Source organism: Shewanella putrefaciens, from assembly GCF_016406325.1.
In the GTDB taxonomy this organism is placed as follows: domain Bacteria; phylum Pseudomonadota; class Gammaproteobacteria; order Enterobacterales; family Shewanellaceae; genus Shewanella; species Shewanella putrefaciens.
Genome location: NZ_CP066370.1, coordinates 1,829,603 through 1,855,601, shown reverse-complemented (window position 1 = coordinate 1,855,601; position 25,999 = coordinate 1,829,603). Strand labels below are relative to the sequence as shown.

Annotated in this window: 23 protein-coding genes; 15 read left to right on the top strand and 8 right to left on the bottom strand. The window is 47.4% G+C overall.

Translation table 11 applies throughout. The features are described from left to right. Positions 1-235: 235 nt before the first annotated feature. From gndA to JEZ96_RS08315, 3 genes are all read right to left on the bottom strand, one after another. Positions 236-1,762, bottom strand: coding sequence for an NADP-dependent phosphogluconate dehydrogenase (gene gndA, locus JEZ96_RS08325; RefSeq protein ID WP_014610422.1), 1,527 nt, complete (start codon positions 1,760-1,762; stop codon positions 236-238). A gap of 150 nt (positions 1,763-1,912) precedes the next feature. Next, positions 1,913-2,227: a quaternary ammonium compound efflux SMR transporter SugE gene (sugE, locus tag JEZ96_RS08320; protein ID WP_014610421.1), complete on the bottom strand. Its 315-nt coding sequence runs from the start codon at positions 2,225-2,227 to the stop codon at positions 1,913-1,915. Positions 2,228-2,537: 310 nt separating this feature from the next. Beyond that, complete coding sequence (locus JEZ96_RS08315; RefSeq protein ID WP_061782887.1) at positions 2,538-4,496, bottom strand: propionyl-CoA synthetase; 1,959 nt, start codon at positions 4,494-4,496, stop codon at positions 2,538-2,540. A gap of 279 nt (positions 4,497-4,775) precedes the next feature. Between JEZ96_RS08315 and JEZ96_RS08310 the strand changes: the two genes are divergently transcribed. The 8 genes from JEZ96_RS08310 (at position 4,776) to JEZ96_RS08275 (ending at position 13,716) form a co-directional block, all read left to right on the top strand. After that, a complete protein-coding gene (locus tag JEZ96_RS08310; protein WP_128090095.1) occupies positions 4,776-5,180 on the top strand; it encodes a MerR family transcriptional regulator in 405 nt (134 codons plus the stop codon). A gap of 152 nt (positions 5,181-5,332) precedes the next feature. Beyond that, a complete protein-coding gene (locus tag JEZ96_RS08305) occupies positions 5,333-6,502 on the top strand; it encodes an isovaleryl-CoA dehydrogenase (protein WP_011789595.1) in 1,170 nt (389 codons plus the stop codon). Between the two features lie 103 nt (positions 6,503-6,605). Further along, on the top strand, positions 6,606-8,213 hold the full coding sequence (locus JEZ96_RS08300; RefSeq protein WP_061782888.1) for a carboxyl transferase domain-containing protein: 1,608 nt from the start codon (positions 6,606-6,608) through the stop codon (positions 8,211-8,213). A gap of 61 nt (positions 8,214-8,274) precedes the next feature. Further along, entirely contained in the window at positions 8,275-9,141 is an 867-nt protein-coding gene (locus JEZ96_RS08295) for an enoyl-CoA hydratase-related protein (RefSeq protein ID WP_061782889.1), read from the top strand. A gap of 14 nt (positions 9,142-9,155) precedes the next feature. Continuing rightward, positions 9,156-11,210 (top strand): acetyl/propionyl/methylcrotonyl-CoA carboxylase subunit alpha, encoded by a 2,055-nt coding sequence (locus JEZ96_RS08290; RefSeq protein ID WP_025008091.1) that lies wholly within the window; start codon positions 9,156-9,158, stop codon positions 11,208-11,210. Continuing rightward, positions 11,211-12,158, top strand: coding sequence for a hydroxymethylglutaryl-CoA lyase (locus tag JEZ96_RS08285; protein WP_061782890.1), 948 nt, complete (start codon positions 11,211-11,213; stop codon positions 12,156-12,158). 68 nt (positions 12,159-12,226) lie between these two features. Next, the gene (locus JEZ96_RS08280; RefSeq protein ID WP_025008090.1) at positions 12,227-12,931 is read left to right on the top strand and encodes a CoA transferase subunit A; all 705 of its coding nucleotides are present in this window, start codon (positions 12,227-12,229) and stop codon (positions 12,929-12,931) included. Between the two features lie 128 nt (positions 12,932-13,059). Continuing rightward, the gene (locus JEZ96_RS08275; RefSeq protein ID WP_011919172.1) at positions 13,060-13,716 is read left to right on the top strand and encodes a 3-oxoacid CoA-transferase subunit B; all 657 of its coding nucleotides are present in this window, start codon (positions 13,060-13,062) and stop codon (positions 13,714-13,716) included. A 99-nt stretch (positions 13,717-13,815) separates the two neighbouring features. On the opposite strand, the gene JEZ96_RS08270 is transcribed toward JEZ96_RS08275, so the two are convergent. Further along, the gene (locus JEZ96_RS08270; protein WP_061782891.1) at positions 13,816-14,250 is read right to left on the bottom strand and encodes a hypothetical protein; all 435 of its coding nucleotides are present in this window, start codon (positions 14,248-14,250) and stop codon (positions 13,816-13,818) included. A gap of 73 nt (positions 14,251-14,323) precedes the next feature. Between JEZ96_RS08270 and JEZ96_RS19510 the strand changes: the two genes are divergently transcribed. From JEZ96_RS19510 to JEZ96_RS08240, 7 genes are all read left to right on the top strand, one after another. After that, positions 14,324-14,665, top strand: a complete 342-nt coding sequence (locus tag JEZ96_RS19510) for a hypothetical protein (RefSeq protein ID WP_229781408.1) — start codon at positions 14,324-14,326, stop codon at positions 14,663-14,665. 26 nt (positions 14,666-14,691) lie between these two features. After that, positions 14,692-15,345 (top strand): hypothetical protein, encoded by a 654-nt coding sequence (locus JEZ96_RS19505; RefSeq protein WP_229781407.1) that lies wholly within the window; start codon positions 14,692-14,694, stop codon positions 15,343-15,345. A 136-nt stretch (positions 15,346-15,481) separates the two neighbouring features. Beyond that, the gene (locus JEZ96_RS08260) at positions 15,482-16,084 is read left to right on the top strand and encodes a DJ-1/PfpI family protein (protein WP_025008088.1); all 603 of its coding nucleotides are present in this window, start codon (positions 15,482-15,484) and stop codon (positions 16,082-16,084) included. A gap of 38 nt (positions 16,085-16,122) precedes the next feature. After that, complete coding sequence (locus JEZ96_RS08255) at positions 16,123-16,440, top strand: hypothetical protein (protein WP_025008087.1); 318 nt, start codon at positions 16,123-16,125, stop codon at positions 16,438-16,440. 191 nt (positions 16,441-16,631) lie between these two features. Then, on the top strand, positions 16,632-17,390 hold the full coding sequence (locus JEZ96_RS08250) for a sulfite exporter TauE/SafE family protein (RefSeq protein ID WP_011919167.1): 759 nt from the start codon (positions 16,632-16,634) through the stop codon (positions 17,388-17,390). A gap of 98 nt (positions 17,391-17,488) precedes the next feature. Further along, positions 17,489-18,673 carry a PQQ-dependent sugar dehydrogenase gene (locus tag JEZ96_RS08245; RefSeq protein ID WP_061782894.1) on the top strand — a complete coding sequence of 395 codons (1,185 nt, stop codon included), beginning with the start codon at positions 17,489-17,491 and terminating at the stop codon, positions 18,671-18,673. 108 nt (positions 18,674-18,781) lie between these two features. After that, positions 18,782-19,222 (top strand): GNAT family N-acetyltransferase, encoded by a 441-nt coding sequence (locus JEZ96_RS08240; protein WP_011789608.1) that lies wholly within the window; start codon positions 18,782-18,784, stop codon positions 19,220-19,222. Positions 19,223-19,355: 133 nt separating this feature from the next. Here the strand turns inward: JEZ96_RS08240 and JEZ96_RS08235 are convergent, their stop codons facing one another. From JEZ96_RS08235 to dapA, 4 genes are all read right to left on the bottom strand, one after another. Beyond that, positions 19,356-22,451, bottom strand: coding sequence for an efflux RND transporter permease subunit (locus tag JEZ96_RS08235; protein ID WP_011789609.1), 3,096 nt, complete (start codon positions 22,449-22,451; stop codon positions 19,356-19,358). Then, positions 22,448-23,533 (bottom strand): efflux RND transporter periplasmic adaptor subunit, encoded by a 1,086-nt coding sequence (locus JEZ96_RS08230; protein WP_011919165.1) that lies wholly within the window; start codon positions 23,531-23,533, stop codon positions 22,448-22,450. The genes JEZ96_RS08235 and JEZ96_RS08230 overlap by 4 nt, the downstream gene beginning before the upstream one ends. 355 nt (positions 23,534-23,888) lie before the next feature. Continuing rightward, positions 23,889-24,986, bottom strand: coding sequence for an outer membrane protein assembly factor BamC (gene bamC, locus JEZ96_RS08225; protein ID WP_011789611.1), 1,098 nt, complete (start codon positions 24,984-24,986; stop codon positions 23,889-23,891). A gap of 3 nt (positions 24,987-24,989) precedes the next feature. After that, a complete protein-coding gene (dapA, locus tag JEZ96_RS08220; RefSeq protein WP_011789612.1) occupies positions 24,990-25,874 on the bottom strand; it encodes a 4-hydroxy-tetrahydrodipicolinate synthase in 885 nt (294 codons plus the stop codon). Positions 25,875-25,999: the final 125 nt, after the last annotated feature.

The window sequence follows — 25,999 nt, the reverse complement described above, 5'->3', positions numbered from 1 at the left end:
CAGACTGTAAAATAAAAACATTTTTTTACACTTTACATATCCCACTTTACATAAATCGTTAATCATTTAGCTCTAAACCAATATTTTACAGTATAAAGAACAGTTTAATGAACTTAATATAGACAACAGTATTACACAAATTTGTTTTAATTTAATTCATAAAAAACGGCAAATAAAAAAGCTCCAATAACATATTGAAGCCTTATTTATTAATAACCTAGCACAATAATGTATATTAAATTTTAATTAAAACCCGCTCTTTGGCACTCCAATCTAAGTGATATTTCTCGCCTGCAGGGGTATCAATACGCTCAAATGTATGGGAACCGAAAAAGTCACGCTGACCTTGGAGCAAGTTTGCCGGTAATGTTTCGCAGCGGTAACTGTCGTAATACGCCAGAGCCGAGCTAATACAAGGTGCTGGAATGCCTTGCATCACCGCAGTCGCGACTGCGGTACGCCATAGGCCTTGCTTTTCAGACAAGGCAGACGCAAAACTGTCCGCCATCAACAAATTGCTAAGATCAGATTTGTCTTCATAGGCTTGAGTGATTGATTGCAAGAAAGTCGCGCGAATAATACAACCCGCACGCCAAATTTTTGCAATTTCAGCAAAGTCTAACTGCCATTTTTGCTCATGGGCCGTCATCGCCATTAACTGGAAACCTTGGGCGTAACAACAGACTTTTGCACAATATAACGCGCTTTCAAGGGCTTCAATCAATTGCGCTTTTTGCGCATTATTAATAATTGTTGGATTTGGCCCCGCTAATTTCTGGCTAAGTTGCAAGCGTAAGGATTTTTGGGTACTCACGGCGCGAGCATACACAGCCTCAGCAATCGTCGGCGCCGGACAGCCAATTTGTAAACTGCTCACGGCCGTCCACAAACCCGTGCCTTTTTGGCCCGCTTTATCTAAGATCATTTCCACCAGCGGTTTACCCGTTAAGGGATCGGCCTGTTTTAATACTTCGCTGCTGATCTCCATCAAGTAGCTGTTCAAGCTGCCTTTGTTCCAGCGTTCAAACACATCGCCCACTTCAGAGGCGCTCATGCCTAAACCGTCATGCAGCATTTGATACGCTTCGCAAATCAACTGCATATCAGCGTATTCGATACCATTGTGCACCATTTTCACATAATGGCCAGCACCCGCGGGACCAATATAAGTCGTGCATGGCTCGCCTTCTGTCACGGGATTACCCGGCTCGAAGCGTTCGATAGGTAGCCCAGTTTTGGCATCAACCTTAGCGGCAATGGCTTTCCAAATCGGCGCAACATGATGCCATGCATCGATATCACCGCTAGGCATAAGTGAGGGGCCGAAGCGCGCACCGACTTCGCCGCCCGAAACGGCAGAACTAAAAAATACAAACTGGCCTTTGTATCGCGCTTCACGCTCAACAGTGTCAGTCCATAAACTGTTACCTGTGTCGATAACAATATCATCGGACTCAATTCCGGCAGAAATCAAGGCACTACAGACACCATCGACGGGGGCTCCAGCAGGAACAGAAAGCACAAGAATACGGGGTTTTGTGAGACTGGCTAACATTTCGGTAAGATTAGCACAGCCAAGAATGCGAGATTCGAGTCCAGCACGTTCCTGTTTTTCTTGCTGTATAACACCATTAACTTTAACAGGATCGAGGTCAAATGCGCTGACGTGATATTGGTTATCTGCGATGTTTAGCGCGAGGTTTTTACCCATAACACCAAGGCCAATTACGCCGATATCATTAAGATTGCTGTGGTTTTGCATTATATTATTCCCACGGGTCACAGAGGTTAGAGTTAACCAATTTTGTGGAGGAATTATAGCGATCTTTGTAACTTAATTACCAGAGACTTACGATTGGCAATTTCGATTGTGCCGAAAGTGCCAATCGTTTAGGTCTCATTTTATCTACAATTAATGGGCGAGTTTAAGCCCTAAAACACCCAGTAATATCAATATCAAACTGGCGATTTTAAGTAAACTAACGCCTTCTCCTAAGAAGATAATTCCCGCAATCGCCGTACCCATAGCACCAATACCGACCCACACACCGTAAGCCGTACCAATAGGCAAATGCTTAACCGCGAGTCCTAACAGCAACACACTCACAGCCATCGACGCCACTGTAAAGATACTTGGCCACAAACGCGTAAAACCGTCGGTATATTTAAGGCCAATAGCCCAACCAATTTCAAATAAACCCGCAAGAACTAATAAGAACCAACTCATAGTGAACTCCCATAAAGGGGTCGTCCCCATGTTAGATTAGGCGTATTTAGGGTCGTCCCTAAGCCATTTGATTACAGTCAAACTGTAGGTGATATAGCTGTACGTGATAGCTGTGCGTAATAACTGTACGTGATGAGAATGCAAGACTAGCAAATTTGAGGTGAAAATTTCAATCTTTGATTTTGCCGAAATAAGAAATGTCATGCGCAAAAAGGCGATAGCAAGCTTGGTCAGTTTACTATCGCCTTGATATTTCAACTCTCGATAAGACCTTTACACTCTTTCTATAAAAGCCTTTACGCTCTATTTCTTACACTAAGGCATCGGCATAACCCATGCGAGTGAGCGCGGTACGCACTAACTCTAAGGTCAGTGGATCTTCTATGGTCGCTGGGGCGGTATATTGCTGATTATCGGCAATTTTTCGCATAGTACCGCGTAAAATTTTACCAGAGCGCGTTTTAGGTAATTTTTGAATGGCACTCACTAACCTAAAGGAGGCGACGGGACCAATTTCTTGGCGTACCAAGGTTATTAACTGTTTATGCAGCTCTTCATCACTAATAGTTACGCCTTTCTTGAGTACCACTAATCCGAGGGGAACTTGGCCCTTAAGCGCATCATCTACCCCAATTACCGCGGCTTCGGCCACATCAGGGTGTTGACATAACACTTCTTCGAAGCGCCCCGTCGATAGCCTGTGCCCCGCTACGTTTATGATGTCATCGATACGACTCATAATGTAAAGATAACCGTCTTCATCGGTATAACCCGCATCACCAGTTAAGTAGTAACCCGGATACATCGACAAGTAACTATCTTGATAGCGTTGATCATTTTGCCACAGTGTCGTCAACGTCCCCGGCGGTAGGGGCAATTTAATCACCACATTACCCGAAGTATTGGGTGCAACTTGCTCACCTAATTCATCCAATACTTCAACCGCATAACCCGGCACAGGTAAAGCGGGCGAACCTGGTTTAATGGTAATCGGTGCTGTACCCATTAAATTTGCCGCTACTGGCCAGCCGGTTTCGGTTTGCCACCAGTGATCAATAACAGGTTTAGCAAGTTTTGTGTGTGCCCAAACTAAGGTATCGGGATCGCAACGCTCCCCCGCCAAAAACACATTTTTAAGACAGGTTAAATCAACACCTTGTAGATATTCACCGTCAGGATCTTCACGCTTGATTGCGCGAATGGCTGTCGGCGCTGTGAAAAAACTTTTGACTTTATATTTGGCAATCGTACGCCAAAAAGCACCGGGATCGGGCGTACCAACAGGTTTGCCTTCATACATTAAGGTTGTAGCGCCCACTAGCAGCGGTCCATACACAATGTAAGAATGGCCCACGACCCAGCCCACATCAGACGCAGCCCAAAACACATCGCCAGTTTGAATATCGTATATATGCTGCATCGACCAAGCCAGAGCCACAGCATGGCCACCATTATCGCGCACCACACCTTTAGGCTGACCCGTGGTGCCTGAGGTATAAAGCACATACAAGGGATCGGTAGCCTTAAGCGCGACACAGTCGGCCTTAGGTGCAGTTGCTAATGCGGCTTGCCAATCTAAGTCACGGCCCTCAAGTAAATCGGCCTGATACTGGCTACGATTCAAAATTAGGCAGTGATCAACCTGATGCACAGACTGAGCCAAGGCTTTGTCTAGTAAAGGCTTATAAGGAATGACGCCCGAGGGCTCAATACCGCAGGATGCCGACAATACCAATTTGGGTTTAGCATCATTGATCCGAGTCGCGAGTTCATTGGCGGCAAAGCCACCAAAAACTACCGAATGAATCGCGCCGATGCGGGCACAAGCCAGCATAGCAAAGGCGGTTTCCGGCACCATAGGCATATAAATCACCACACGGTCGCCCTTTCTTATACCAATAGATTGCATAAAGCCAGCGAGTCGGCTCACTTGAGCCTGTAACTCACCATAGCTAATGCCATATTCAGTATCCGTTACTGGACTCACATACTGGATAGCCACTTGGTCACCGCGCCCAGCCAACACATGGCGGTCAACGGCATTATAACAAGTGTTCATCTCACCATCGGCAAACCAGTGATAAAACGGTGCCTGCGATTCATCGAGCACCGTTTGCGCCGGCTTAATCCAATCGAGCGTCTTCGCCGCTTCTCCCCAGAATTCGGCTTTATTAAGCAAGGATGCTTGGTGCAACGCTTGATGTTTTTGTTGGTTCTGTTTTTGATTTGTGGCTTGCGCTACAGATGCATTTTGCTGTTCGGTCAACATATGTCCTCCAATCAGGACTGCGGCTTTAATTAGCAGCCGCAATAACGACAACTACCCCTTCCTTCCTGCTTCTATTATTAGCAAGGAGACCTCAAGCCCACTATTAGACGTTAGCCTATAACCAGAAGGTATTTGTGGTTTTATGAGCTTTAAATCCAGCCGCACAGGCCGATGGCAATTGGGATTGACACTTTTTTGCCAACAGAATAAAAGTCAAAATCTTTACCTTTACGTAAACTTCATATATCTTGCTTAAAACTGATTATTTAGGGTACATGAATGAGCGCAACACACACAGCACAAACAACGTACTCGATTAGTGATCTCTCAAAAGAATTTGATATCACCACACGGAGCATTCGTTTCTACGAAGACCAAGGCTTGCTTAAGCCAAAACGTCGCGGTCAAACCCGTATTTACAGTCTTAAGGACAGGGTTCGACTCAAACTTATTCTGCGCGGCAAGCGCCTTGGGTTCTCCCTTGCGGAGACCCGACGCCTGTTCGAACTTTACGATGCCGATAAGAGCAGCACCACTCAGCTCAATACCATGCTTGCCCTCGTGGAAGAGAAAAAATCCGCCCTGCAGCAGCAAATGGACGACATCAAAGTGGTACTGATGGAGCTAAATTCGGCCGAGCAGCAATGCCGCCTCGCCCTTGAAGAAAGCAAGACCAAGGCCTAATGCCTTCGAGCTTGCGAGCATAGCATTAACGAACACCTTAGTTGGTACGACCGCGTGACAGGGATACATCACGCTAAGCAAGACAGTTTTAAAGACTCAAGCACCTAATAATCATAACAATATAAATTAGAACATCTGAAAGGACACAAGCAATGAACTCACTCTACACCAGTCTTAATTTTGGCCTAGGCGAAGATGTCGATATGCTGCGCGATGCAGTGCAGGATTTTGCCGCGAATGAAATCGCACCGATTGCCGCGAAAGTGGATCACGACAATGCCTTTCCCAATGAACTTTGGCCTGTGCTTGGAGGTATGGGACTGCTCGGCGTAACAGTACCCGAAGAGTTCGGCGGCGCGAACATGGGCTACCTTGCCCACGTCGTCGCAATGGAAGAAATTTCCCGCGCCTCGGCCTCTATCGGCTTAAGTTACGGCGCCCACTCCAATCTGTGCGTAAACCAAATTAACCGTAACGGTAATGCCGCACAAAAAGCCAAATACTTACCAAAGCTCGTCAGCGGTGAGCATATTGGCGCACTGGCAATGAGTGAACCCAATGCGGGTTCTGATGTGGTTTCAATGAAGCTGCACGCCCGTAAAGAAGGCGACCGTTATATCCTTAATGGCAACAAGATGTGGATCACCAACGGTCCCGATGCCAATACCTATGTGATTTACGCCAAAACCGACTTAACCAAAGGTGCCCACGGCATCACCGCCTTTATCGTCGAGCGCGGTTTTAAAGGTTTTAGCCAAGCGCAAAAGCTCGACAAACTCGGCATGCGCGGCTCTAACACCTGCGAACTGGTGTTTGAAGAGGTAGAAGTGCCAGAGGAAAACATCCTTGGTGGCCTAAACAATGGCGTAAAAGTGCTGATGAGTGGCTTAGATTACGAACGCGTAGTGCTCTCAGGCGGACCGCTGGGGATCATGAATGCCTGTATGGATATCGTCGTACCCTATATCCACGAGCGTGAGCAATTTGGTAAATCCATCGGTGAATTCCAATTAGTACAAGGCAAGTTAGCCGACATGTACACCGGTATGAATGCCGCCAAATCCTATGTCTATAACGTGGCGAAATCCTGCGATCGCGGTGAAACTACCCGCAAAGACGCCGCGGGCGCCATTCTCTACAGTGCGGAACTCGCCACAAAAATGGCACTGGATGCCATTCAATTGCTCGGCGGTAATGGCTATGTCAACGAGTACGCGACAGGCCGCTTACTGCGCGATGCCAAACTCTATGAGATTGGCGCTGGCACCTCAGAAATTCGCCGTATGCTGATTGGCCGCGAGCTCTTTAACGAATCGAAATAAGCAGCCCAGGGCGAACGATGCATAACTCGGCTTAAGTCCTTCATGCTCCCTCGCCCAACTAAGCCAACGGATACTGAGTTACCGCTTTATAAGGACAATCAAAGTGACGCAATTAAGCAGTCGTATCAACGCCCGTAGCGATGAATTTAAAGCCAAATCCGACGATATGGCCGCTCTCGTGGCCGATCTTAAAACCAAACTCGCCAGAATCGAACTCGGCGGCGGCCCTGTGGCGCTGGAGCGTCATTTATCCCGCGGGAAATTACTGCCACGTCAACGGGTTGAAAAGCTGCTCGATGCAGGTTCGCCCTTTTTAGAGCTATCGCAATTTGCGGCGTTTGAAGTCTATGACGAAGAAGTGCCCGCTGCGGGCATTATCGCTGGTATCGGCCGTGTGAGCGGTGTCGAGTGCATGATTATCGCCAACGACGCTACAGTTAAAGGCGGCACTTACTACCCGATTACCGTTAAAAAACACCTCCGCGCCCAAGATATTGCCAGTCGTTGTCACTTGCCTTGTATCTATTTAGTCGACTCAGGCGGCGCCAACCTGCCCCGCCAAGATGAAGTCTTCCCAGACCGCGACCATTTTGGCCGTATCTTTTATAACCAAGCGCAAATGTCCGCTAAAGGTATCCCCCAAATTGCGGTGGTGATGGGCTTATGTACCGCAGGCGGCGCTTATGTGCCAGCCATGGCGGATGAATCGATTATCGTTAAAGAACAAGGCACTATCTTCTTAGCTGGGCCGCCGTTAGTTAAAGCCGCGACCGGTGAAGAAGTCAGCGCCGAAGAACTGGGCGGCGCCGAAGTGCACACTAAAATTTCAGGTGTAGCGGACCACTTAGCCCAAAACGATGAGCACGCGTTAGCGCTTGCCCGCCGTGCAGTGCTGCGTCTGAATAATCAAAAACAAATCAACAGCCTGCTAAGCCCAGTTAAGCCACCTAAGTTTGATATCAACGAACTCTACGGCATCGTCGGCACCGACTTGAAAAAGCCCTTCGATGTCAAAGAAGTGATCGCCCGTATCGTCGATGATTCTGATTTTGATGAGTTTAAAGCCAACTATGGCGCGACTTTGGTCTGCGGTTTTGCCCGTATTCACGGCTATCCAGTTGGGATTGTCGCCAACAACGGCATTTTATTCTCAGAATCGGCGCAAAAAGGCGCGCACTTTATCGAGCTGTGTTGCCAGCGCAAAATTCCACTGCTGTTCCTGCAAAATATCACCGGCTTTATGGTGGGTAAAAAGTACGAACACGAAGGTATCGCCAAGCACGGCGCCAAGATGGTGACCGCAGTCTCCTGCGCCAATGTACCTAAATTTACTGTGATTATCGGTGGCAGCTACGGCGCGGGTAACTACGGTATGTGTGGCCGCGCCTTCGAGCCGACCATGATGTGGATGTGGCCCAATGCGCGTATATCTGTAATGGGTGGCGAGCAAGCCGCTGGCGTATTAGCGACTGTACGCCGCGACGGGTTAGCCCGTAAGGGCGAAGCATGGTCTGCTGAGGATGAAAAGGCCTTCAAGGCACCGATTATTGCCCAGTACGATAAAGAGGGTCATCCCTACCATGCCAGTGCCCGCCTGTGGGATGACGGCATTATCGACCCTGCGCAAACCCGTGATGTGGTGGGCCTTGCCCTGTCAGCCGCATTAAATGCCCCTATCGAAGACACCCGCTTCGGCGTCTTCCGTATGTAACGCATCTTGCGATGCCTTACGTATCACTCATAGAGGGAATAACGATGACGGGAATAAAATAATGACTGACACACAACACCAGAACACTAGCACTCAATCCTTAGGCAATTTGCAGCACGCCTTAGACCATTTGCAACATGTAAGTTACGCGCTGAATAACGGCGTAGGCGAGTTAATCCTTAACCGAGCCGAAGTGCACAACGCCTTCGATGAGGTGATGATTAGCGAAATGATCGCCGTCCTCGGTTATTTTGCCGAGCACAAAGACTGCAAACTGTTGGTATTAAAAGCCAATGGCAAAAACTTCAGCGCTGGCGCCGACTTAAATTGGATGCGCAAACAAGCAAAGATGGATTTCGATCAAAACCTCAATGACGCCAAAGCGCTGGCTAAGCTGATGCAGGATTTAGATACCTTTCCAAAACCCACTATCGCCTTAATCCAAGGTGCGGCCTTTGGCGGCGCGCTTGGGTTAATCTGCGCCAGTGATATTGCCATCGCCACCGAGCGTGCAAGCTTCTGCTTGAGCGAAGTCAAACTAGGGCTGATCCCTGCGGTAATTAGCCCCTACGTTGCTCGCGCCATGGGCAATCGCGCCTCACGCCGCTATATGCTGACCGCAGAGCGTTTTGATGCGCCAACGGCGCTCAAACTCAATGTTATCCATGAGATAAACGACGATTTAGCGGCCGCAGCGCAGCCGATTATCACCGCGCTGCTGGCCAACAGTCCGCAAGGAATGGCATGGGTAAAGACCCTACTCGCCCGCCTCGAAGACGGCGTGATAGACCAAGATACGATTGATTACACCAGTGAGCGCATCGCCCGCATTCGGGTATCTGATGAAGGCCAAGAGGGCTTAAACGCCTTTTTTGAGAAACGTCAGCCGAACTGGCACACGCCAACCGATACCCAAGGAGCACTTTAATGTTGACCAAGCAGATGTTGACTAACAGCATGTTCACTAAGCTTTTAATTGCTAACCGTGGTGAAATTGCCTGCCGTATTATCAAAACCGCGCAGGCCATGGGCGTTCGCACCGTTGCCTTATATTCCGATGCCGATAAAAATGCGCGCCATGTTGCCATGGCCGACGAATCGTTTTACTTAGGTGGCAGCGCTCCAGCGGATTCTTACCTGAAGGGCGACTTGATTATTGAAATCGCCAAAAAAGCCCAGGCGCAAGCCATTCACCCAGGCTATGGCTTTTTATCGGAAAACGCCGACTTTGCCCGCAAGTGTGAGGCCGCCGGAATCGTGTTTGTTGGCCCAGGCAGCGAGGCCATCGATGCCATGGGCAGCAAGAGCGCAGCCAAAGCCATTATGACGGCAGCCCAAGTGCCTTTAGTGCCAGGTTACCATGGCGACGATCAAACCGATGCCACCCTCAAGGCCGAAGCCTTAAAAATCGGCTTCCCGATGCTGATAAAAGCCGCCTACGGTGGCGGTGGCAAAGGCATGCGTATTGTTGAGCATGAAGGCGAAATCATGGACGCCATCAACTCGGCGCGCCGTGAAGCGGCCTCCTCCTTCGGTAACGATAAATTATTGCTGGAGCGTTACTTGCGCCAGCCTCGCCATGTCGAAGTGCAAGTGTTCGCCGATACCTTTGGCAATGCGATTTACTTATCAGATCGCGACTGCTCGATTCAGCGCCGCCATCAAAAAGTGGTCGAAGAAGCGCCAGCACCGGGGTTAAGCGATGCATTGCGCGCCCAAATGGGTGAAGCGGCCGTCGCGGCAGCCAAAGCCATCGATTATGTTGGCGCAGGCACTGTGGAGTTTCTGCTCGACACAGACAATAGCTTCTATTTCATGGAGATGAACACCCGTCTGCAGGTTGAGCATCCAGTGACTGAAATGGTGACGGGCCAAGATTTAGTGAAATGGCAATTGATGGTCGCCAGTGGTCAGCCATTGCCCCTTAAGCAAGATGAAGTGCGGATCCACGGCCATTCCTTTGAAGTGCGTATTTATGCCGAAGATCCACAGAATGAGTTTTTACCCGCCAGCGGTAAGCTCAACTTTTTACGTGAACCCGAGCAAAGTAAATACGTGCGTATCGATTCGGGCATTCGCGAAAATGATGTGATCAGTAACTTTTATGATCCGATGATTGCCAAGCTTATTGTATGGGATGAGTCGCGCCCACGTGCGCTGCAACGCCTAGTGCATGCCCTCGAGTCCTACCAAATCAGTGGGCTTAAACACAATATTGAATTTTTAGCCAATATTGCCGAGCATCCCGCCTTTGCCAAGGCGGACTTTAGCACCGACTTTATTAACCGTTACGGCGATGCACTGATTGGCAGTGCTTCGAGCGAAGCCGACACTGCACTTGCCTTTGCCGCGCTGTATCAAGTGCTTGCCCGTAAAGAAGCCGCCAAGGCACAGGCGATTAATAGCGCCGATCCTTACTCGCCTTGGGGCCAAGTCAGTGGCTTTAGACTCAACAGCGTTAGCCAGCATACTATTGCCCTGCTCGACGATGCCCACGAGTTACAACAATTGGTGCTATTAGACTTTGGCGATCACTACCTATTATCACAGCCTCAGTTATCTCAGCCAACTGACGCAGGCCAAGTGAGCAAGTCCCTCAGTGGTGAGCTTAAGCAGGATTTACTGTTAGCCGAAATCAACGGCCATAAGAGTAAAGTGCCCGTCAGTGCTCAGGGAGATGATTTTACGCTGTTTTTACCCTCTGGTAGTTATCACTTCAGGGCGGTTAAAACCCAAGTGGTTGAGGCGCAGTCCAGCAACGAAGATAAGCTCAAGGCCCCAATGAATGGCACAGTCGTCACCCACTTGGTGGAAGTCGGGGCTGAGGTTAAGGCAGGACAAGGGCTACTGGTAATGGAAGCGATGAAGATGGAATACACCATCGAAGCGCCCTTCGACGGTATCGTTACCGAGTTCTACTTTAAGGCGGGCGAGTTAGTGAGCGATGGCGCCGTGCTGCTCCATGTTGAGCCCAAAGCCCAGAGCGAGGAAGCCTAAATGTCTGCGCTGGATCTTGCGAACTTAGGCTCTACCTCGGTAAGCGCCCTCTCAGATAGCGTCAGCCTGTTCGAGATGGGGCCCCGTGATGGCTTGCAGAATGAAGCCGCCGTCCCGACACAGGCCAAAGTCGCCTTAATTGAATCCCTTGCCGATGCGGGCGTGAAGCGAATTGAAGCAGGCAGTTTTGTGTCACCCAAATGGGTGCCACAAATGGCCGATAGCGGCGAAGTATTGCGCCAAATTCGCCGTCAAGCGGGCGTGGTTTACAGCGCCCTCACCCCCAATGTCAAAGGCTTAGAGCTGGCGCTGGATGCAAAAGCTTCCGAAGTTGCTATCTTTGGTGCGGCGTCACAAAGCTTTAGCCAACGCAATATCAACTGTTCGATTGAAGAGTCGATTGAACGCTTTATCCCGTTGATGGACATGGCAAAAGCCGCCAATATCCCAGTGCGTGGCTATGTGTCCTGCGTTTTAGGTTGCCCCTATGAAGGAGAAATTGCGGCGAGCGAAGTGGCAAGAGTGTCTGAAATCCTTTACAAAATGGGCTGTTACGAAATTTCGCTCGGCGACACTATCGGTGTAGGCACGCCATTAAAAGCCCGTAAAATGCTGCAAGCCGTGATGGAGCGAGTACCGGTTGAAAAGCTTGCCCTGCACTTCCACGACACCTATGGCCAAGCATTAGCCAATATTACCGCCTGCCTCGACTTGGGCGTGCGCAGCTTTGACGCCTCGGTGGCGGGCTTAGGTGGTTGCCCGTATGCGAAAGGCGCGTCGGGCAATCTGGCGAGTGAAGACTTGGTCTATATGCTCCACGGACTCGGTTTGAAGACGGGTATCGATTTAGAAAAACTGGCATTAGCGGGTTTTGGGATCAGCAAACAATTAAATCGTCTTAATGGCTCTAAAGTCGCCAATGCAATCTTGCAGGGCGCTAAAGCCTAGACTCAAGCGTCGAGGCGCTAAACATACCTAGCGCCTTGGGGACTGAATAACAGTAAAAGGACATCAAAATGGCAGGACTCAATAAAGTCGTCAGCAGCTATGAAGAAGCGTTAAAAGGTTTATCCGATGATATGACCATTATGGTTGGCGGTTTTGGCCTGTGCGGTATTCCTGAAGGCTTAATCAATCAAATGGTTAAGATGGGCGTTAAGGGCTTAACCGCCATTTCGAACAATGCGGGTGTGGATGATTTCGGTCTGGGCTTATTGTTAAAACACCGCCAGATTTCGACCATGATCGCCTCCTACGTGGGTGAGAACGCCACCTTCGAGCAGCAAATGCTCTCGGGTGAATTGAATGTGATTTTAACGCCCCAAGGCACGCTGGCGGAAAAGATCCGCGCAGGCGGCGCAGGTATTCCGGCATTTTTCACCGCTACAGGCTACGGCACGCCAGTCGCTGATGGTAAAGAAACCCGTGAAATCAAAGGTCGCCATTACGTGTTAGAAGAGTCGCTGACCGCAGATTTTGCCTTAGTGCGTGCATGGAAAGCCGATACCATGGGTAATTTGGTATTCCGTAAAACCGCCGCCAACTTTAACCCTATGATGGCGACCGCGGGCAAAATCACTGTGGTTGAAGCTGAGTTTATTGTAGAGCCAGGCGAGCTAGACCCTGATCATATCCACACGCCGGGCATCTATGTTGACCGCGTTATTCAAGGCAAGTTCGAGAAACGTATCGAGCAGCGCACGGTAAAAGCCGCGAAATAAAAGGCGCTGGCAAAACCTTGAAACACAGTTAACGCAATTGGCACTTAGCTCCCTAAAGTAAAAAACTAAGGGTAAAAACCTAAGAGTAGAGGCCAAAGCGTCAAAGCCAAATAAAAAGGATAGATATCATGGCATTATCAAGAGAACAACTTGCTCAGCGCGTAGCCAAAGAATTACAAGACGGCTACTACGTCAACCTCGGTATTGGTATTCCCACGCTAGTGGCCAACTACATTCCCGCAGGCATGGAAGTCATGTTGCAATCGGAAAACGGCCTACTCGGCATGGGTGAATTCCCAACCGAAGACACCATAGATCCCGATTTAATTAACGCGGGTAAACAAACCGTTACCGCCGTGAAAGGCGCGTCGTTTTTCTCTTCAGCCGAGAGCTTTGCCATGATCCGTGGCGGCCATGTGGACTTAACCGTACTCGGCGCCTTTGAAGTCGATGTGAACGGCTCTATCGCCTCATGGATGATCCCCGGCAAGCTCATCAAGGGCATGGGCGGCGCGATGGATTTAGTCGCGGGCGCCGAAAACATTATCGTGACTATGATGCACGCCGATAAATACGGCAATTCTAAGCTGCTACCCGTGTGCGAATTGCCGCTAACAGGCTACGGCTGTATCAAACGTGTCGTCACCGATTTAGCCTTTATCGAAATTAAAGATGGCGCATTCCATCTGTTAGAACGTGCGCCCGGTGTCAGTGTTGAAGAAATTGTTAGCAAAACCGCTGGCAAATTAATCGTACCAGACCATGTACCAGAGATGGTGTTTTAAGCATTCTTTAACGTGCGCAAGAAACCTATAGCGATAAGGGTTAAAACTTAGGTTAGTTTAAAGCGTTAGCCTAAAAAGTGTTGAGTGTTAACCGACGTTTTACGATACCAACAAGGCCCAGAAGATGATTCTGGGCTTTTTGTTGATTTTGGGTTTCTTATTGCTTTTGTCATCCCCGCGAAGGCGGGGAATCATAAGTAAATTCACCGCCAGATTGTCCACTACAAACCGTGTTTTCGGTGAACAAGCCTGCTCTACTGAGTGTTTTGCACTATGTACTTTTTGAATGCTGATCGCCATAAACAGCACTAATGCTCTGGCGACACGCCGTAAACCCATCCTTGGGGGCTCAACGAAAAAGTCCCTTTTCCCGATGGTCGCCAACGCAAGAGTGCGGTTTACTCCCCATCCCAGCATATTCAATAATGAACAATGTCGCGCATTAAACTGATAACACCATATATTAGTAAGGTTCTTTGCTGGCGAATGTGTGTTCACCATCGCTACAACGGAGTCGCTTAATGCTTGTTTCAAAAATGCTACAGATAGTCATATTTGGCGCCGTTACGGTAAACTTGCCGCAGCCTAAATAATAAGGATGCTCAAGATGTTAGCCAAATTTCTCAATAAGCGCAGTCGCAGTCGTAAACATATGCACGATTATGCCAAAAACGTCTTTGAATATGACCAGTATTTACTGACCGATTATATCGACAGTGGGATGACAGATGGTTTCGAGAGAGTGAAACAATATCGTGAGTTTGATGAGGATTTTCGCCAGTGGGAATTATTTGGAGCTGAGTTTGGTGTACCCGAGTGTCATTGGGGCTATGTAGCCCAACTTACCTATATTGAATCGGGCTTGCTTGAGCCTAAGCCGCTTATGTGCTCGCTTGCTTACGGTTATTTTGCAACCGCCATTGATACTATAAATATTGCTCATCGATAGAAAAAACTGGCGGGATAGCAAACGCTATGTGGTCTACAATCAGCGTGTTTCGGCTTGTGCTGATGCTGTTAGCAGGGCTTAAACGCGAGGCGGACGAGCAGTACCACGCTGATGCAACCGCGCGGCGTTCGGGCTGGATTGTTCGCTCCCATGGCTTTATTGGCGATTTTTTGGTGCTGCTGTATGGCCGTTATCTGGGGCATATCGAGCTGCCTTTTACCACTGAAGTGCAAGTGACACTGCGAAAAACGGCTCCTTTCCCCTATGCGTCATTTTTAGATAACTGGGATACACAGAATATCGAATTCATCAGCACTATGCTGCAAACCCTCTGCGATGATCAGGTAGAACAAGCGATCATCGGGGATAAAAAGTGTTTTTTTGAGTTCAATGGTGGGCCGCACACATATTTACCATTGACAGCGTTAATGCTGCTGAAACTGCGATCCCTTAGGGGTTTGCCTAACCCACAATTCAGTCATCCAGCTTTTGGCGATATCACAGCTTTGTTTGAACAAGTATCCACATCATTTAGTGATTATGTTGCAACGTTAGGGATACAGCGGATTGAAGATGCTGCCGATGAGGTGTTAACCAACACATTAACCAGAATGCAAAGCCAAGATTTTGATGCCCATGCTATTTTCGCCAAGCGACTGCCATCGTTTAGTGCTGGTTAAGATTTTGATTAACCAAATTTTCATAAAAAATGGATAACCAATAAAATCATGATTCTATTCATATTGAGGACACAAGGCTTAAGGTTGAGCGTATTCAAGCCTTAAGTCATCCACAATACAAGCCAGAGGAAAGCTTATGTACCAGATTGCGATTGTGATATTTGATGAATTTACCGATATCGATTTCTTCTTAATGCGCGATATTCTCGGCCGTACAAAAACCGATTGGACAGTAAAAGTACTCGGGACAAAGCCTAGCCACATATCAAGCTTGGGGATGACGGTTGCAACCGATGGTCATGTCGCCGAAGTCGCTGATGCCGACGTGGTATTATTCAGCAGTGGTTACAAAGGCGTACCTGCGGCACTTGCTGATACTGAGTTTATGTCCGCCCTTAAATTAGATCCCACACGACAATTGCTTGGGAGTATCTGCGCGGGGTCATTCTTCTTTGCCAAATTAGGGCTACTCGACAATCTCTCGGCAACGACTCACTCCGATGCAAAACCTGCCCTAGTTGCCATGGGCGTCGATGTAGAAGACTGCGCCCTCGTGATTAATGGCAATATTGCCACTGCGGGCGGCTGCCTTTCCTCACTCTATTTAACGGGTTGGGTTGCGGAGCGTTTATTCGACAGTGCGAAACGCCGCGAAATTCACAGGCAGCTTATTCCTGCTGGGCAAACAGATATTTTTGAAGCATTAATCCAATCCTCCATCTCCGCAGCCATTCGTTAAAAGTGATGTAGATACTCTCGATGAATGAAAAGGATCCCATGATAAAACTTAAAAATCTTCTCGAAGCTATAAAAGCCGAGCATCAAATCACCACCCAGAATGAGCTTGTGGCTTTGCTGTCACAAAATGAATTACTCATTCAGCAAATTCAAACTGCTGATGCGCAGTATTGGGTCAATTTTGCTAAGAATACCTTTGATGGTTGGTATTGCATTCGAACACCTATGCTCAGTACTTTTCATGTTTACTACCAAGAACGTGGACAAAACTGTTGGGGAGAAGATGTTTTTACCGAGCAAAGTGAAGCCATCGCTGCGGTTATTTTTATGTCTGGCATTTGGGATCAAGTCCCCTAGCACTAAGCAAGTAAAAGCCTGCTCACTCATCCTATATCTTCACCTTCACGAATGGCGATATGTAACGAATCATTACGCGACTTTCAATATCGAAATCATCCTGTTAGGGTGAGTGCTTAGATTGACTCATAATAACAGACACATTTTTAGCGCTCTGTTTAACTCTCTTATTGCCCAAAGGAGCGATATCTATGGACTGGCTTATTATTGCACTCGCAGGCTTTTTAGGCGGCATGCTCAATGCGGTTGCTGGTGGTGGCAGTTTTATTACCCTTTTAGCGTTAGTGTTTGTCGGGGTTCCACCGATTGCGGCGAATGCCACGGGGACAGCCGCGCTGCTGCCTGGTTATATCGCCAGCGCATGGCGTTTTAGAAAGGATATCGAATATCCGGCGAGTCTTAGCCTTAAGGATCTGATCTTAATTGCTTTAATTGGCGGCAGTATTGGCGCAGGTATTTTGCTGACCACCAGCGAGCAAGTCTTCGCAAAACTGATCCCTTGGCTGATTCTACTGGCCACCGCGGCCTTTATTGTTGGCCCTTGGTTGCTCAAACGAAGAATCACTGAGCAAGGCGAAAACACCTCTACGCCAATGTTAAGCCCGATAATGGCACTAATGCTACTAGCGGCTGTGTGTATCTATGGCGGTTATTTTAATGGTGGCTTAGGTATTATTCTGCTGGCGAGTTTTGGTCTAATGGGGCAAACCAATCTACATGGGATGAACGGGCTTAAAAATCTGATTTCTGCCCTGCTTACCACGATTGCAGTGGTGATTTATGCGGCAGGAGATGCTATCGATAGCCAGTATCTGTTGCTGCTTGCTGTTATGGCAATTATCGGTGGTTATGTCGGCGCGGCAATGGCTTATCGTATTTCACAGCCCCTGTTACGCGGTTTTATTGTGATCGTCGGTCTAGCGATGGCGCTCGGCTTTTTTATCCGCTAATGATGCCTCCAGTTTAACCGTTTTCGATTAAACTGTTGGCAGGTTATTTGCCCTTAAATGACTGACTTGTTACTCTGAACCCTCACTGAGGATGAATAATGCTTTTAGGGAGATTTATGAAACTGAGTACCTTGCCGCTAAGTACATTAATCCTTGCTTTAGGTTTGGTGATAAACTCACCCATGATTTTTGCCCAATCCGTTGATACAAAAACCATTAGCGTCAAAACAGAAACGGGTCATATTCAAATAAAAACCATCGCAGAAGGGTTAGAAAATGTCTGGGGTATGGCATTTTTACCCGATGGCAGTATGCTCGTGACTGAACGTGCCGGAAGGATGCGCATTGTCAGTGCTGAAGGCAAAGTCGGTGAACCCTTAACGGGTTTGCCACCAATAGTTGCCAAAGGTCAAGGCGGTTTGCTCGATGTGGTGCTTGCGCCCGATTTTGCCAGCAGCAAAAAAATCTATTTCAGTTATGCCGAACCCGGTGAAGGCAATTTAGCCTCTCTCAACAGTACCGCAGTCAGTTTTGCCACGCTCAATGGTAATAAACTTGAAAACCTTACCCGCGTTTTTAGTCAGCAGCCCAAAATCAACAGCAACCATCATTTTGGTTCTCGTTTAGTGTGGGCGCCTGACGGCACACTATTTATCACGCTTGGCGATCGATACAGCGAAAAAGAGCGCGCCCAAACATTGGATAATCACCTTGGCAAAGTCGTGCGTATTCATGCCGATGGTTCTGTGCCTAAGGATAATCCCTTCGTCAATACGGCCGGTGCCTTGCCGGAGATCTGGTCCTATGGCCACCGCAATATGCAAGGTGCGGCAATACATCCCGTTAGCAGCACATTGTGGACGGGCGAGCATGGGCCGCAGGGCGGCGATGAGCTCAATATCGACCAAGCGGCTAAAAACTATGGCTGGCCCGTGATTACCTATGGGGAAAATTATGGCGGCGGCAAAATCGGCGAAGGCACCCACAAGACGGGGATGGAGCAACCCGTCTACAAATGGGTACCCTCAATTGCCACGGCGGGCTTTATGTTTTACACAGGTGATAAATTTCCACAGTGGCAAAATAATATTTTACTCGCCAGCCTAAAGGAAAAAACACTGGTGCGCTTAGTGCTTGATGGAGAAAAAATTATCAAAGAAGAACGGCTGCTGAAAACCGAATTAGGACAAAGATTACGCTCAGTCGTACAGGGGCCCGATGGACTGATTTATCTGGCGACCGACGAAGCTAAATCAACAATTTATCAGTTATCGCCGCAATAATATGAATGAATAGAATCAATGGATAGAATAGGTGCGCGATAAAAATCACTACAGACAAAAATCAGAAACATCTCTTTTTTTTCTGGCATAAATGACTAAGGAATGGTGATGAGCTCACTTCAGATTAGACAAGCTGAGAGACAAGATCTTAGGGCAATAGAGAATTTACTACTGCAGCTTGGATATAGTTCGACTCAAGAACAGTTACAAATGTACCTAGAAAAAAGTGAAAGAACGGATGAAATCTATATAGCCGAGGAAAAAGGTAATATTATCGGCCTGATAAGCTTACTCTTTTTTGATTATTTCCCTGCCCAGCAACAGATTTGCCGTATCACCGCACTGATTGTAACACAGGCCTGTAGAGGGTTGGGTGTGGGAACGCAACTGATAAACTTTGCCAAAGCAAGGGCGAATGAACAGGGTTGTCACCAGCTTGAGGTCACAACGTCTATGCGACGGGAAAAGACCCAAGCCTATTATGAGGCCATCGGCTTTGAGAAAACCTCTTTTCGTTATATTCACACTATCGCCCATGCCGATAGCTAGCAACCTTAACGTAGAACAAACAGACCACTCCAAGAGTTAAGATAAAGAGTCATTAAAACAAAATAGGCGCTTAAGTTATCTTAAACACCTATTTTTTAAGGATTAAACTCTTTAAAAACTTAGATTATTACAGTTAATCTTCAGCCAGTTCCTTTTCTAACTGCTGGGCAATGGCCTCTGGTGAACCGCTGTTTCGGGCAAAGAAACCATAGGCCGTTGGGATCACAAAGATAGTGAATAAGGTCGCCAACAAAATGCCCGATAGCACAACAACACCAATCACAAAACGCGTTTCAGCACCTGCACCGACGGCCATCACAAGGGGAATCGCTCCCGCGGCAGTGGTAATACCTGTCATCAAAATTGGCCGTAATCTTTGGCTCGCCGCTTGGATAATGGCGCGGTCAAAGTCGACACCTTTATCCCTTAATTGGTTCGCGAATTCGACAATTAAAATACCATTCTTGGCGGCTAGCCCTACCAGCATAATAATGCCTATCTGGCTGTAAATATTGAGACTTTGCCCCGTAAACCACAAGCCCGCTAGCGCACCAACCGTTGCCAGCGGCACAGTTAACATAATCACTATGGGGTGAATATAGCTTTCAAACTGTGCCGCTAACACTAAGAATACGATGCCTAAAGCGAGCAAAAACACAAAATACATGGAGTTACCCGATTCTTGATAATCGAGGGATTGCCCCTTGTAGCTGATCACCGCTTCCGCCGGCAAGTAAGCACGCGCCATCTGATTAAGATCATCTAATGCAGCACCTAGGCTATAACCATCGGCCAAACTGGCCTCGATTGTGATAGCTCGCATACGGTTATAACGATTGAGCGAACTGGCATCGGCAAACTCTTCCACAGTCACTAAGTTGGAGAGTGGAATAAGTTCTTTACTGCGCTCGGAACGCACATAGATATTTTGCAAATCTGCTGCGGTATTTTGGTTATTGCGTTCACCTTCGACAATCACGTCATATTCTTCACCATCACGCATAAAGGTAGTGACTAAGCGTGAGCCTAACATTGACTCTAACGTACGACCAATATTAGCAATCGACACCCCAAGACTGGCGGCTCTATCACGATCAATCACCACTCTAAGCTGTGGCTTAGTCTCTTTATAGTCATGGTCAAGCCCGAGTAACATGGGATTTTCTGCGGCTTTTTCCATCATAATGTCACGCCAGCGAGCGAGTTCCTCGTAGCTTGGTCCACCAATTACAAATTGCACGGGTTTACCCACTCCACGGCCAAAGGCTTGACGCATCACAGGAAATGCCTGCACACCCGCAAGATCGGCAAGACGTTTATTGATATCGACAATCACTTCTTTAATCGGGCGGCGCTGTCCCCAATCTTCCAATACCACAATGGCCATACCGTTAGAAAAATCGGCAGCGCGACCAAATCCGCGAGGAGCTCTAATGAGTAAGCGTTTGATATCACCAGCATCGACCAGTGGCATTAAACGGTTTTCGACTTCGGTCATATAGGATTCGATATACTCGTAACTCGCGCCCTGTGGACCGTTTACCATTAAGAATAATGAACCTCGATCTTCTTGGGGCGCAAACTCCTGTGGCACCTTTTGCACAAGGAAGAAACTGCTCCCCAATGCACATAGGACAAGCACTGACATCAATAACGGCTTTGCCATCGCTTTTTGTAATGAGGTTTGATAACCACGGGCAATACTTGCCATGATGCCATCGACTTTACGTACCAACCATGAGTCTTGCGTGGCAGGTTTAAGCAATTTAGAACACATCATTGGACTTAGCGTTAAGGCAACAATACTGGAGAAAATCACCGCCGCGCTCATCGCCACAGCAAACTCTTTAAAGAGTTTACCTAAGTCCCCTTCAAGGAAAGTGATCGGCATAAATACCGACACCAGCACTAAAGTTGTGGCAATCACCGCGAAGGCGACTTCTCGCGCACCGAGATAAGCGGCTTTAAGGGGGGAATCGCCCTCTTCAATCCGTCGATGGATGTTCTCTAACATCACAATCGCATCGTCCACTACCATACCGATAGCGAGGATCATTGCTAATAATGTTAATAGGTTAATCGTGTAACCCAGTGCATATAGCACGATAAAAGTACCCAGCAAGGATACAGGTACCGTAATCGCGGGGATCAACATGGCGCGTGCACTACCCAGAAATAAATAAATCACAATAATCACTAAGATCATGGCGATAAACAGGGTTTGGTACACTTCCTTAATCGAGGCTTCAATAAACACTGAACTATCGTAGCTGCGTTTAATAGACATACCCGCGGGGAGTGTTGGGTTAATTTTATCGATCAACGCATTAACGGCGCGGGCAACTTCAAGGGTGTTAGCCGTCGACTGTTTTGAGACACCTAACCCTATCATGGCCTCTTTATTACCGCGGAACATAATACGCTCTTCTTCAGAGCCGATTTCAACCTTAGCGACATCCCCCAGTTTGACGAGATAACCATCATTCCCCTGAGTAAGCACTAAATTGGCAAAGTCTTCAGCGGTGCGATAACTCCGCTCTAAACGTACAGTAAAATGCCGCTCTTTCGATTCAATCGAACCTGCAGGTAACTCGACGTTTTCGGCTCTTAATGCCGCCTCGACATCCGCCACGGTAAGGCTACGCGAAGCAAGGGCTTGTCTGTCGAGCCAAATGCGCATTGCGTAAACTTTCCCCCCGCCGATACGGATCCTCGCCACACCATCGACCACGGATAAACGATCAGACAGGTAACGATTGGTGTAATCGGTCAATTCGAGGGTCGTCATATTATCCGAGACTAGATTAAGCCACATGATAACTTCATCACCACCATTGGCTTTTTGCACTTCTGGGGGATCGGCTTCCTCTGGCAAGTTATCGAGTAATCCTGAGATTCTGTCGCGTACATCGTTAGCCGCATCTTCAATATTTCGACTGATATCAAATTCTAATGTTACCGAAGAGCGACCATCGCTACTCGATGAGCTGACATGACGAATACCTTCTACGCCACTGATCCTGTCTTCAATCAGTTGGGTGATACGGCTCTCAACCACTGCGGCACTGGCGCCACGGTAATTGGTTTCTATGGAAACAATTGGCGGGTCGATATTAGGATATTCCCGCAATGGCAACTTATCGAAAGAGACGAGACCAAAAGCAACCACAAGGAGACTAATGACAGATGCAAAAACCGGTCGTTTAACCGAAAGATCAGTCAGTATCATACGCTTGGCTCCACATCAGCATCTGTGGATAGATAGCTAAATTTTTCAGCTAATTGAGTTGTGACCTTATCGCCTGGGTGCACTTTTAACAGCCCACGTATGACGACTTTCTCACCGGATGTCACACCATCGAGAATTTCAACCCAGCCACGGGTACGAATACCAATAGTCACTTGTTTACGTTCAATCACATTATCGCTATTGACGCTATAAACGAAATGATTACTCTGCAAAGGGATAATGGCAGATTCAGGTAACATCAAGGCATCACGGCTGCGTTTAATCAGTTTGACCTTCATTAACATGCCCGGTAATAAACGTAGATCGGGGTTCGGTATTTCAGCACGCACTATCACAGCCCGTGTCGTTGGATTCACACGGCTATCTATGGAGGTCACAATGCCATTGAAGGTTTCATCGGGAAATGCGATAGCAGTGGCTTCCACCAATTTACCAGGGCGTAACTCTTGAATAAAACGCTCAGGGACAGAAAAATCTAGTTTAATCTTAGAAATATCATCAAGTGTTGTAATTTCAGTTCCGGGTGTCACTAAGCTGCCCACGCTCACTTGACGTAAGCCTAAACGACCATCAAAAGGAGCCAAAATGCGGCGATCATTGAGTGATACTTGTGCCTGTTCAAGTTCTGCACGGGTAGTATCTATCAGCGTTTGCAGACGATCTCGCTCTAACTCCGCCACAGTACGGCTCGTCACTAGCGAACTAATACGATTTAATTCCCTTTTATTATCAGTCACTTTTACTTGAGCTGCTTTCACTTTGGCAATTTGCTCTGCATTTTGTAGTTGTACGAGCAAATCCCCTCTCTTAACGATATCACCATCATCAAAGTTAAGTGACATCACCATATCGGTCACCTTAGGCGTGATAGTCACAGATTCATATGCTTTGTTAGTGCCAATCGCCTCCACTTCATCGCGTACAGGCGCAATTTCTGCAGTGGCTATCACGACATTTGGCACTAATTTCACCTTAGCTTGTGCTATCTCTTGGGGTTGCATTGCTTGATATCCAAACCATGCTGACGCCAATATGGCGATTATTAGAATAATTTTTTTCATCGGGCTTCCAAATGATGTCTCGCATTAGTGACGGCTAGTTTACCCACTCGTATCATTGCATCAATACGTTTTACTTTTTCTTACAAATTACGCCAACTGCTTAAATAATGTATAAACACCTTATGTTAGTGATAAACATGGCTAATGCATCGGAATGCAGTGCGCTAAATGCATAATAAAGAGATTAACACTACCATTGAATTGCTTTTTGATATTTTAGACTAAAACCATGCTAAAAATATTGATATTTAGAGGGAACATGCTGAATCGCATTTTGGTAAGTGTCAACGCTATTTAGGACGGGTAAGGCAACAAAAAAGGGCGAATAATCGCCCTTTTTGGTTTTTATAGAACATTAGCGTAGCTTACGTTCTTCTCTCATCAAATCTGTCAATGATTGGTTGATATTAGACACAACATCATTCGCTAATGGTTGGTCATCACCATCACGTAGGAATAATTTGGTCTCTTCAGGTGTATCACCATCTTCCAGCAGTAAACGATAACTGCCCTCTTTTAGCGATACCTTGTTACTGCTCCAGAGCGAACTCCAGAAACCCGAATTATCCGTAAACTTGATGAAGTACAATCCTTTCGTACTATCCATATCGGCAATTTCAAACCCCATTTCAGGGAGTACGATACGCAAACGATCCCACACTTGCTTATAAGGTGCTTTAGCTGACCAATAGGCGGCTCCCGCCTCTGGTGTCACTAGATCAACATTGATCCCTAATGTTTGCTTTAAGCGATTGGCTTGGATTGCTTGCTCACGTTTAACGCTCATATAAGCGATAGCGCTGTTAAGCATATCAATGGTGTATCTTTGTTTATCTTCACCACTTAATAACACTTCTTGGGCTTTATCGTCGTAAAACTCTTCATGTTCAACTAAGTGAATAACGATACTTGCCGTACGGCCATGTGGACGGGTTTCCACATCGAAACGATAGCGTTGGCGTAACAGATAGACTTTATCCGCCCCCCACAGGCTCGATTCAATCACTTCACGGCTTTCGATCCAGTCGGTTTCGATATTGCTCTTATCAAAATCACGGCTACGAACAGGGATCGCTTGCTTTGCTAAGAAACCATCTAAGTTAGCAAAGATCTCTTGCTTTAGGTCTGCTGAATTGTCGATAGACTCAACCACGATTTTGATATTATCGCTACCCTCTTCAACATGGGTACCTTCAGCCATTGGCAGTACTTGCAATGGTGGACGAATATCAAGGGTTTTACCAATAAGCGCAGTATTCGCTTTAGCGCCTAACGCTGGCACTTCATATTCTTTATTGTAAGGTGGCGTCTTTAATCCCTCTGGGATTTTAAGCATTGGCGCTTGCTCAGCCTGAACATAGTCATCGCCACCGTTTGCTTGACGACGTTCAAGTGGTGAGGAACAGGCCGCAACGGCAGCGACTAAGATCAGTGGGGTGACTTTCTTTAACATTAATTATTTAACCTCTATCTGGGCACGAGTCATTGCATCTATCAACAGACCATGACATTGCTCAGAAAGTTCAGTCAAAGGTAAACGAATATGGCCACATTTAATCAATCCCATACGATGGGCAGCCCATTTAACAGGGATCGGGTTCGCCTCACAGAAAAGCGTACTATATAAGCCTCGCAGTGGCGTATCTAGGCTCAAGGCCAATTCAGCATTACCTGCAAGAGCTGCGTCGCACATGGCTTTAAAGGCTTTGGGGACTATATTATTGGCCACAGAAATCACGCCATTACCGCCGAGTAGCAAAAACTCTCTGGCTGTTGCGTCATCACCGCTGTAGAGCTTGAAATCATTACCACATAATTCCCGCAGACGTTTTACCCTAGCGATATCACCTGTGGCTTCTTTTACACCAATAATATTGCTCACACCGACGAGTTCTGCGACCGTTTCTGGCTGCATATCAACTGCAGTGCGTCCTGGTACGTTATACAGAATTTGAGGGATATCAGTGCTCGCAGCTACGGCTTTGTAGTGGGCAATCAAGCCCTTTGGCGTTGGTTTGTTGTAGTAAGGTGTTACACCTAACATACCTGCGACACCCACTTTAGATAAAGATTTAGTGAGTTCGATGGCTTCCGCTGTCGCATTGGCGCCATTACCACCAATAACAGGAATGCGGCCTGCAGCAAATTTAACGGTTTGTGCAACCACGGTAACATGCTCAGACATGGGCAGAGTCGCTGACTCGCCGGTCGTGCCAACGGCCACAATGGCATCTGTGCCTTGGTCTATATGGAATTCGACTAATCTTTCAAGACTTGCAAAATCTATTGAGCCATCACTGTTCATAGGCGTGATTAAGGCTACGATGCTTCCGTTTATCATCTGACTTTCCCCAAGATTTCAGGATTCGCTATGGTACTGATGCCAACCATTAATGACAAGCATTAACGGGGATCTCAAATTGATTTAGTTATGGTAGCATTACATCCCGCACAAAAACTCGGCTT

Bases quoted from the DNA above. Each gene is read 5' to 3' on its own strand.
- gndA (WP_014610422.1), bottom strand. From the start codon at position 1,762: ATGCAAAACCACAGCAATCTTAATGATATCGGCGTAATTGGCCTTGGT.
- sugE (WP_014610421.1), bottom strand. From the start codon at position 2,227: ATGAGTTGGTTCTTATTAGTTCTTGCGGGTTTATTTGAAATTGGTTGG.
- JEZ96_RS08315 (WP_061782887.1), bottom strand. From the start codon at position 4,496: ATGTTGACCGAACAGCAAAATGCATCTGTAGCGCAAGCCACAAATCAA.
- JEZ96_RS08310 (WP_128090095.1), top strand. From the start codon at position 4,776: ATGAGCGCAACACACACAGCACAAACAACGTACTCGATTAGTGATCTC.
- JEZ96_RS08305 (WP_011789595.1), top strand. From the start codon at position 5,333: ATGAACTCACTCTACACCAGTCTTAATTTTGGCCTAGGCGAAGATGTC.
- JEZ96_RS08295 (WP_061782889.1), top strand. From the start codon at position 8,275: ATGACTGACACACAACACCAGAACACTAGCACTCAATCCTTAGGCAAT.
- JEZ96_RS08290 (WP_025008091.1), top strand. From the start codon at position 9,156: ATGTTGACTAACAGCATGTTCACTAAGCTTTTAATTGCTAACCGTGGT.
- JEZ96_RS08285 (WP_061782890.1), top strand. From the start codon at position 11,211: ATGTCTGCGCTGGATCTTGCGAACTTAGGCTCTACCTCGGTAAGCGCC.
- JEZ96_RS08280 (WP_025008090.1), top strand. From the start codon at position 12,227: ATGGCAGGACTCAATAAAGTCGTCAGCAGCTATGAAGAAGCGTTAAAA.
- JEZ96_RS08275 (WP_011919172.1), top strand. From the start codon at position 13,060: ATGGCATTATCAAGAGAACAACTTGCTCAGCGCGTAGCCAAAGAATTA.
- JEZ96_RS19510 (WP_229781408.1), top strand. From the start codon at position 14,324: ATGTTAGCCAAATTTCTCAATAAGCGCAGTCGCAGTCGTAAACATATG.
- JEZ96_RS19505 (WP_229781407.1), top strand. From the start codon at position 14,692: ATGTGGTCTACAATCAGCGTGTTTCGGCTTGTGCTGATGCTGTTAGCA.
- JEZ96_RS08260 (WP_025008088.1), top strand. From the start codon at position 15,482: ATGTACCAGATTGCGATTGTGATATTTGATGAATTTACCGATATCGAT.
- JEZ96_RS08255 (WP_025008087.1), top strand. From the start codon at position 16,123: ATGATAAAACTTAAAAATCTTCTCGAAGCTATAAAAGCCGAGCATCAA.
- JEZ96_RS08250 (WP_011919167.1), top strand. From the start codon at position 16,632: ATGGACTGGCTTATTATTGCACTCGCAGGCTTTTTAGGCGGCATGCTC.
- JEZ96_RS08245 (WP_061782894.1), top strand. From the start codon at position 17,489: ATGCTTTTAGGGAGATTTATGAAACTGAGTACCTTGCCGCTAAGTACA.
- JEZ96_RS08240 (WP_011789608.1), top strand. From the start codon at position 18,782: ATGAGCTCACTTCAGATTAGACAAGCTGAGAGACAAGATCTTAGGGCA.
- JEZ96_RS08235 (WP_011789609.1), bottom strand. From the start codon at position 22,451: ATGATACTGACTGATCTTTCGGTTAAACGACCGGTTTTTGCATCTGTC.
- JEZ96_RS08230 (WP_011919165.1), bottom strand. From the start codon at position 23,533: ATGAAAAAAATTATTCTAATAATCGCCATATTGGCGTCAGCATGGTTT.
- bamC (WP_011789611.1), bottom strand. From the start codon at position 24,986: ATGTTAAAGAAAGTCACCCCACTGATCTTAGTCGCTGCCGTTGCGGCC.
- dapA (WP_011789612.1), bottom strand. From the start codon at position 25,874: ATGATAAACGGAAGCATCGTAGCCTTAATCACGCCTATGAACAGTGAT.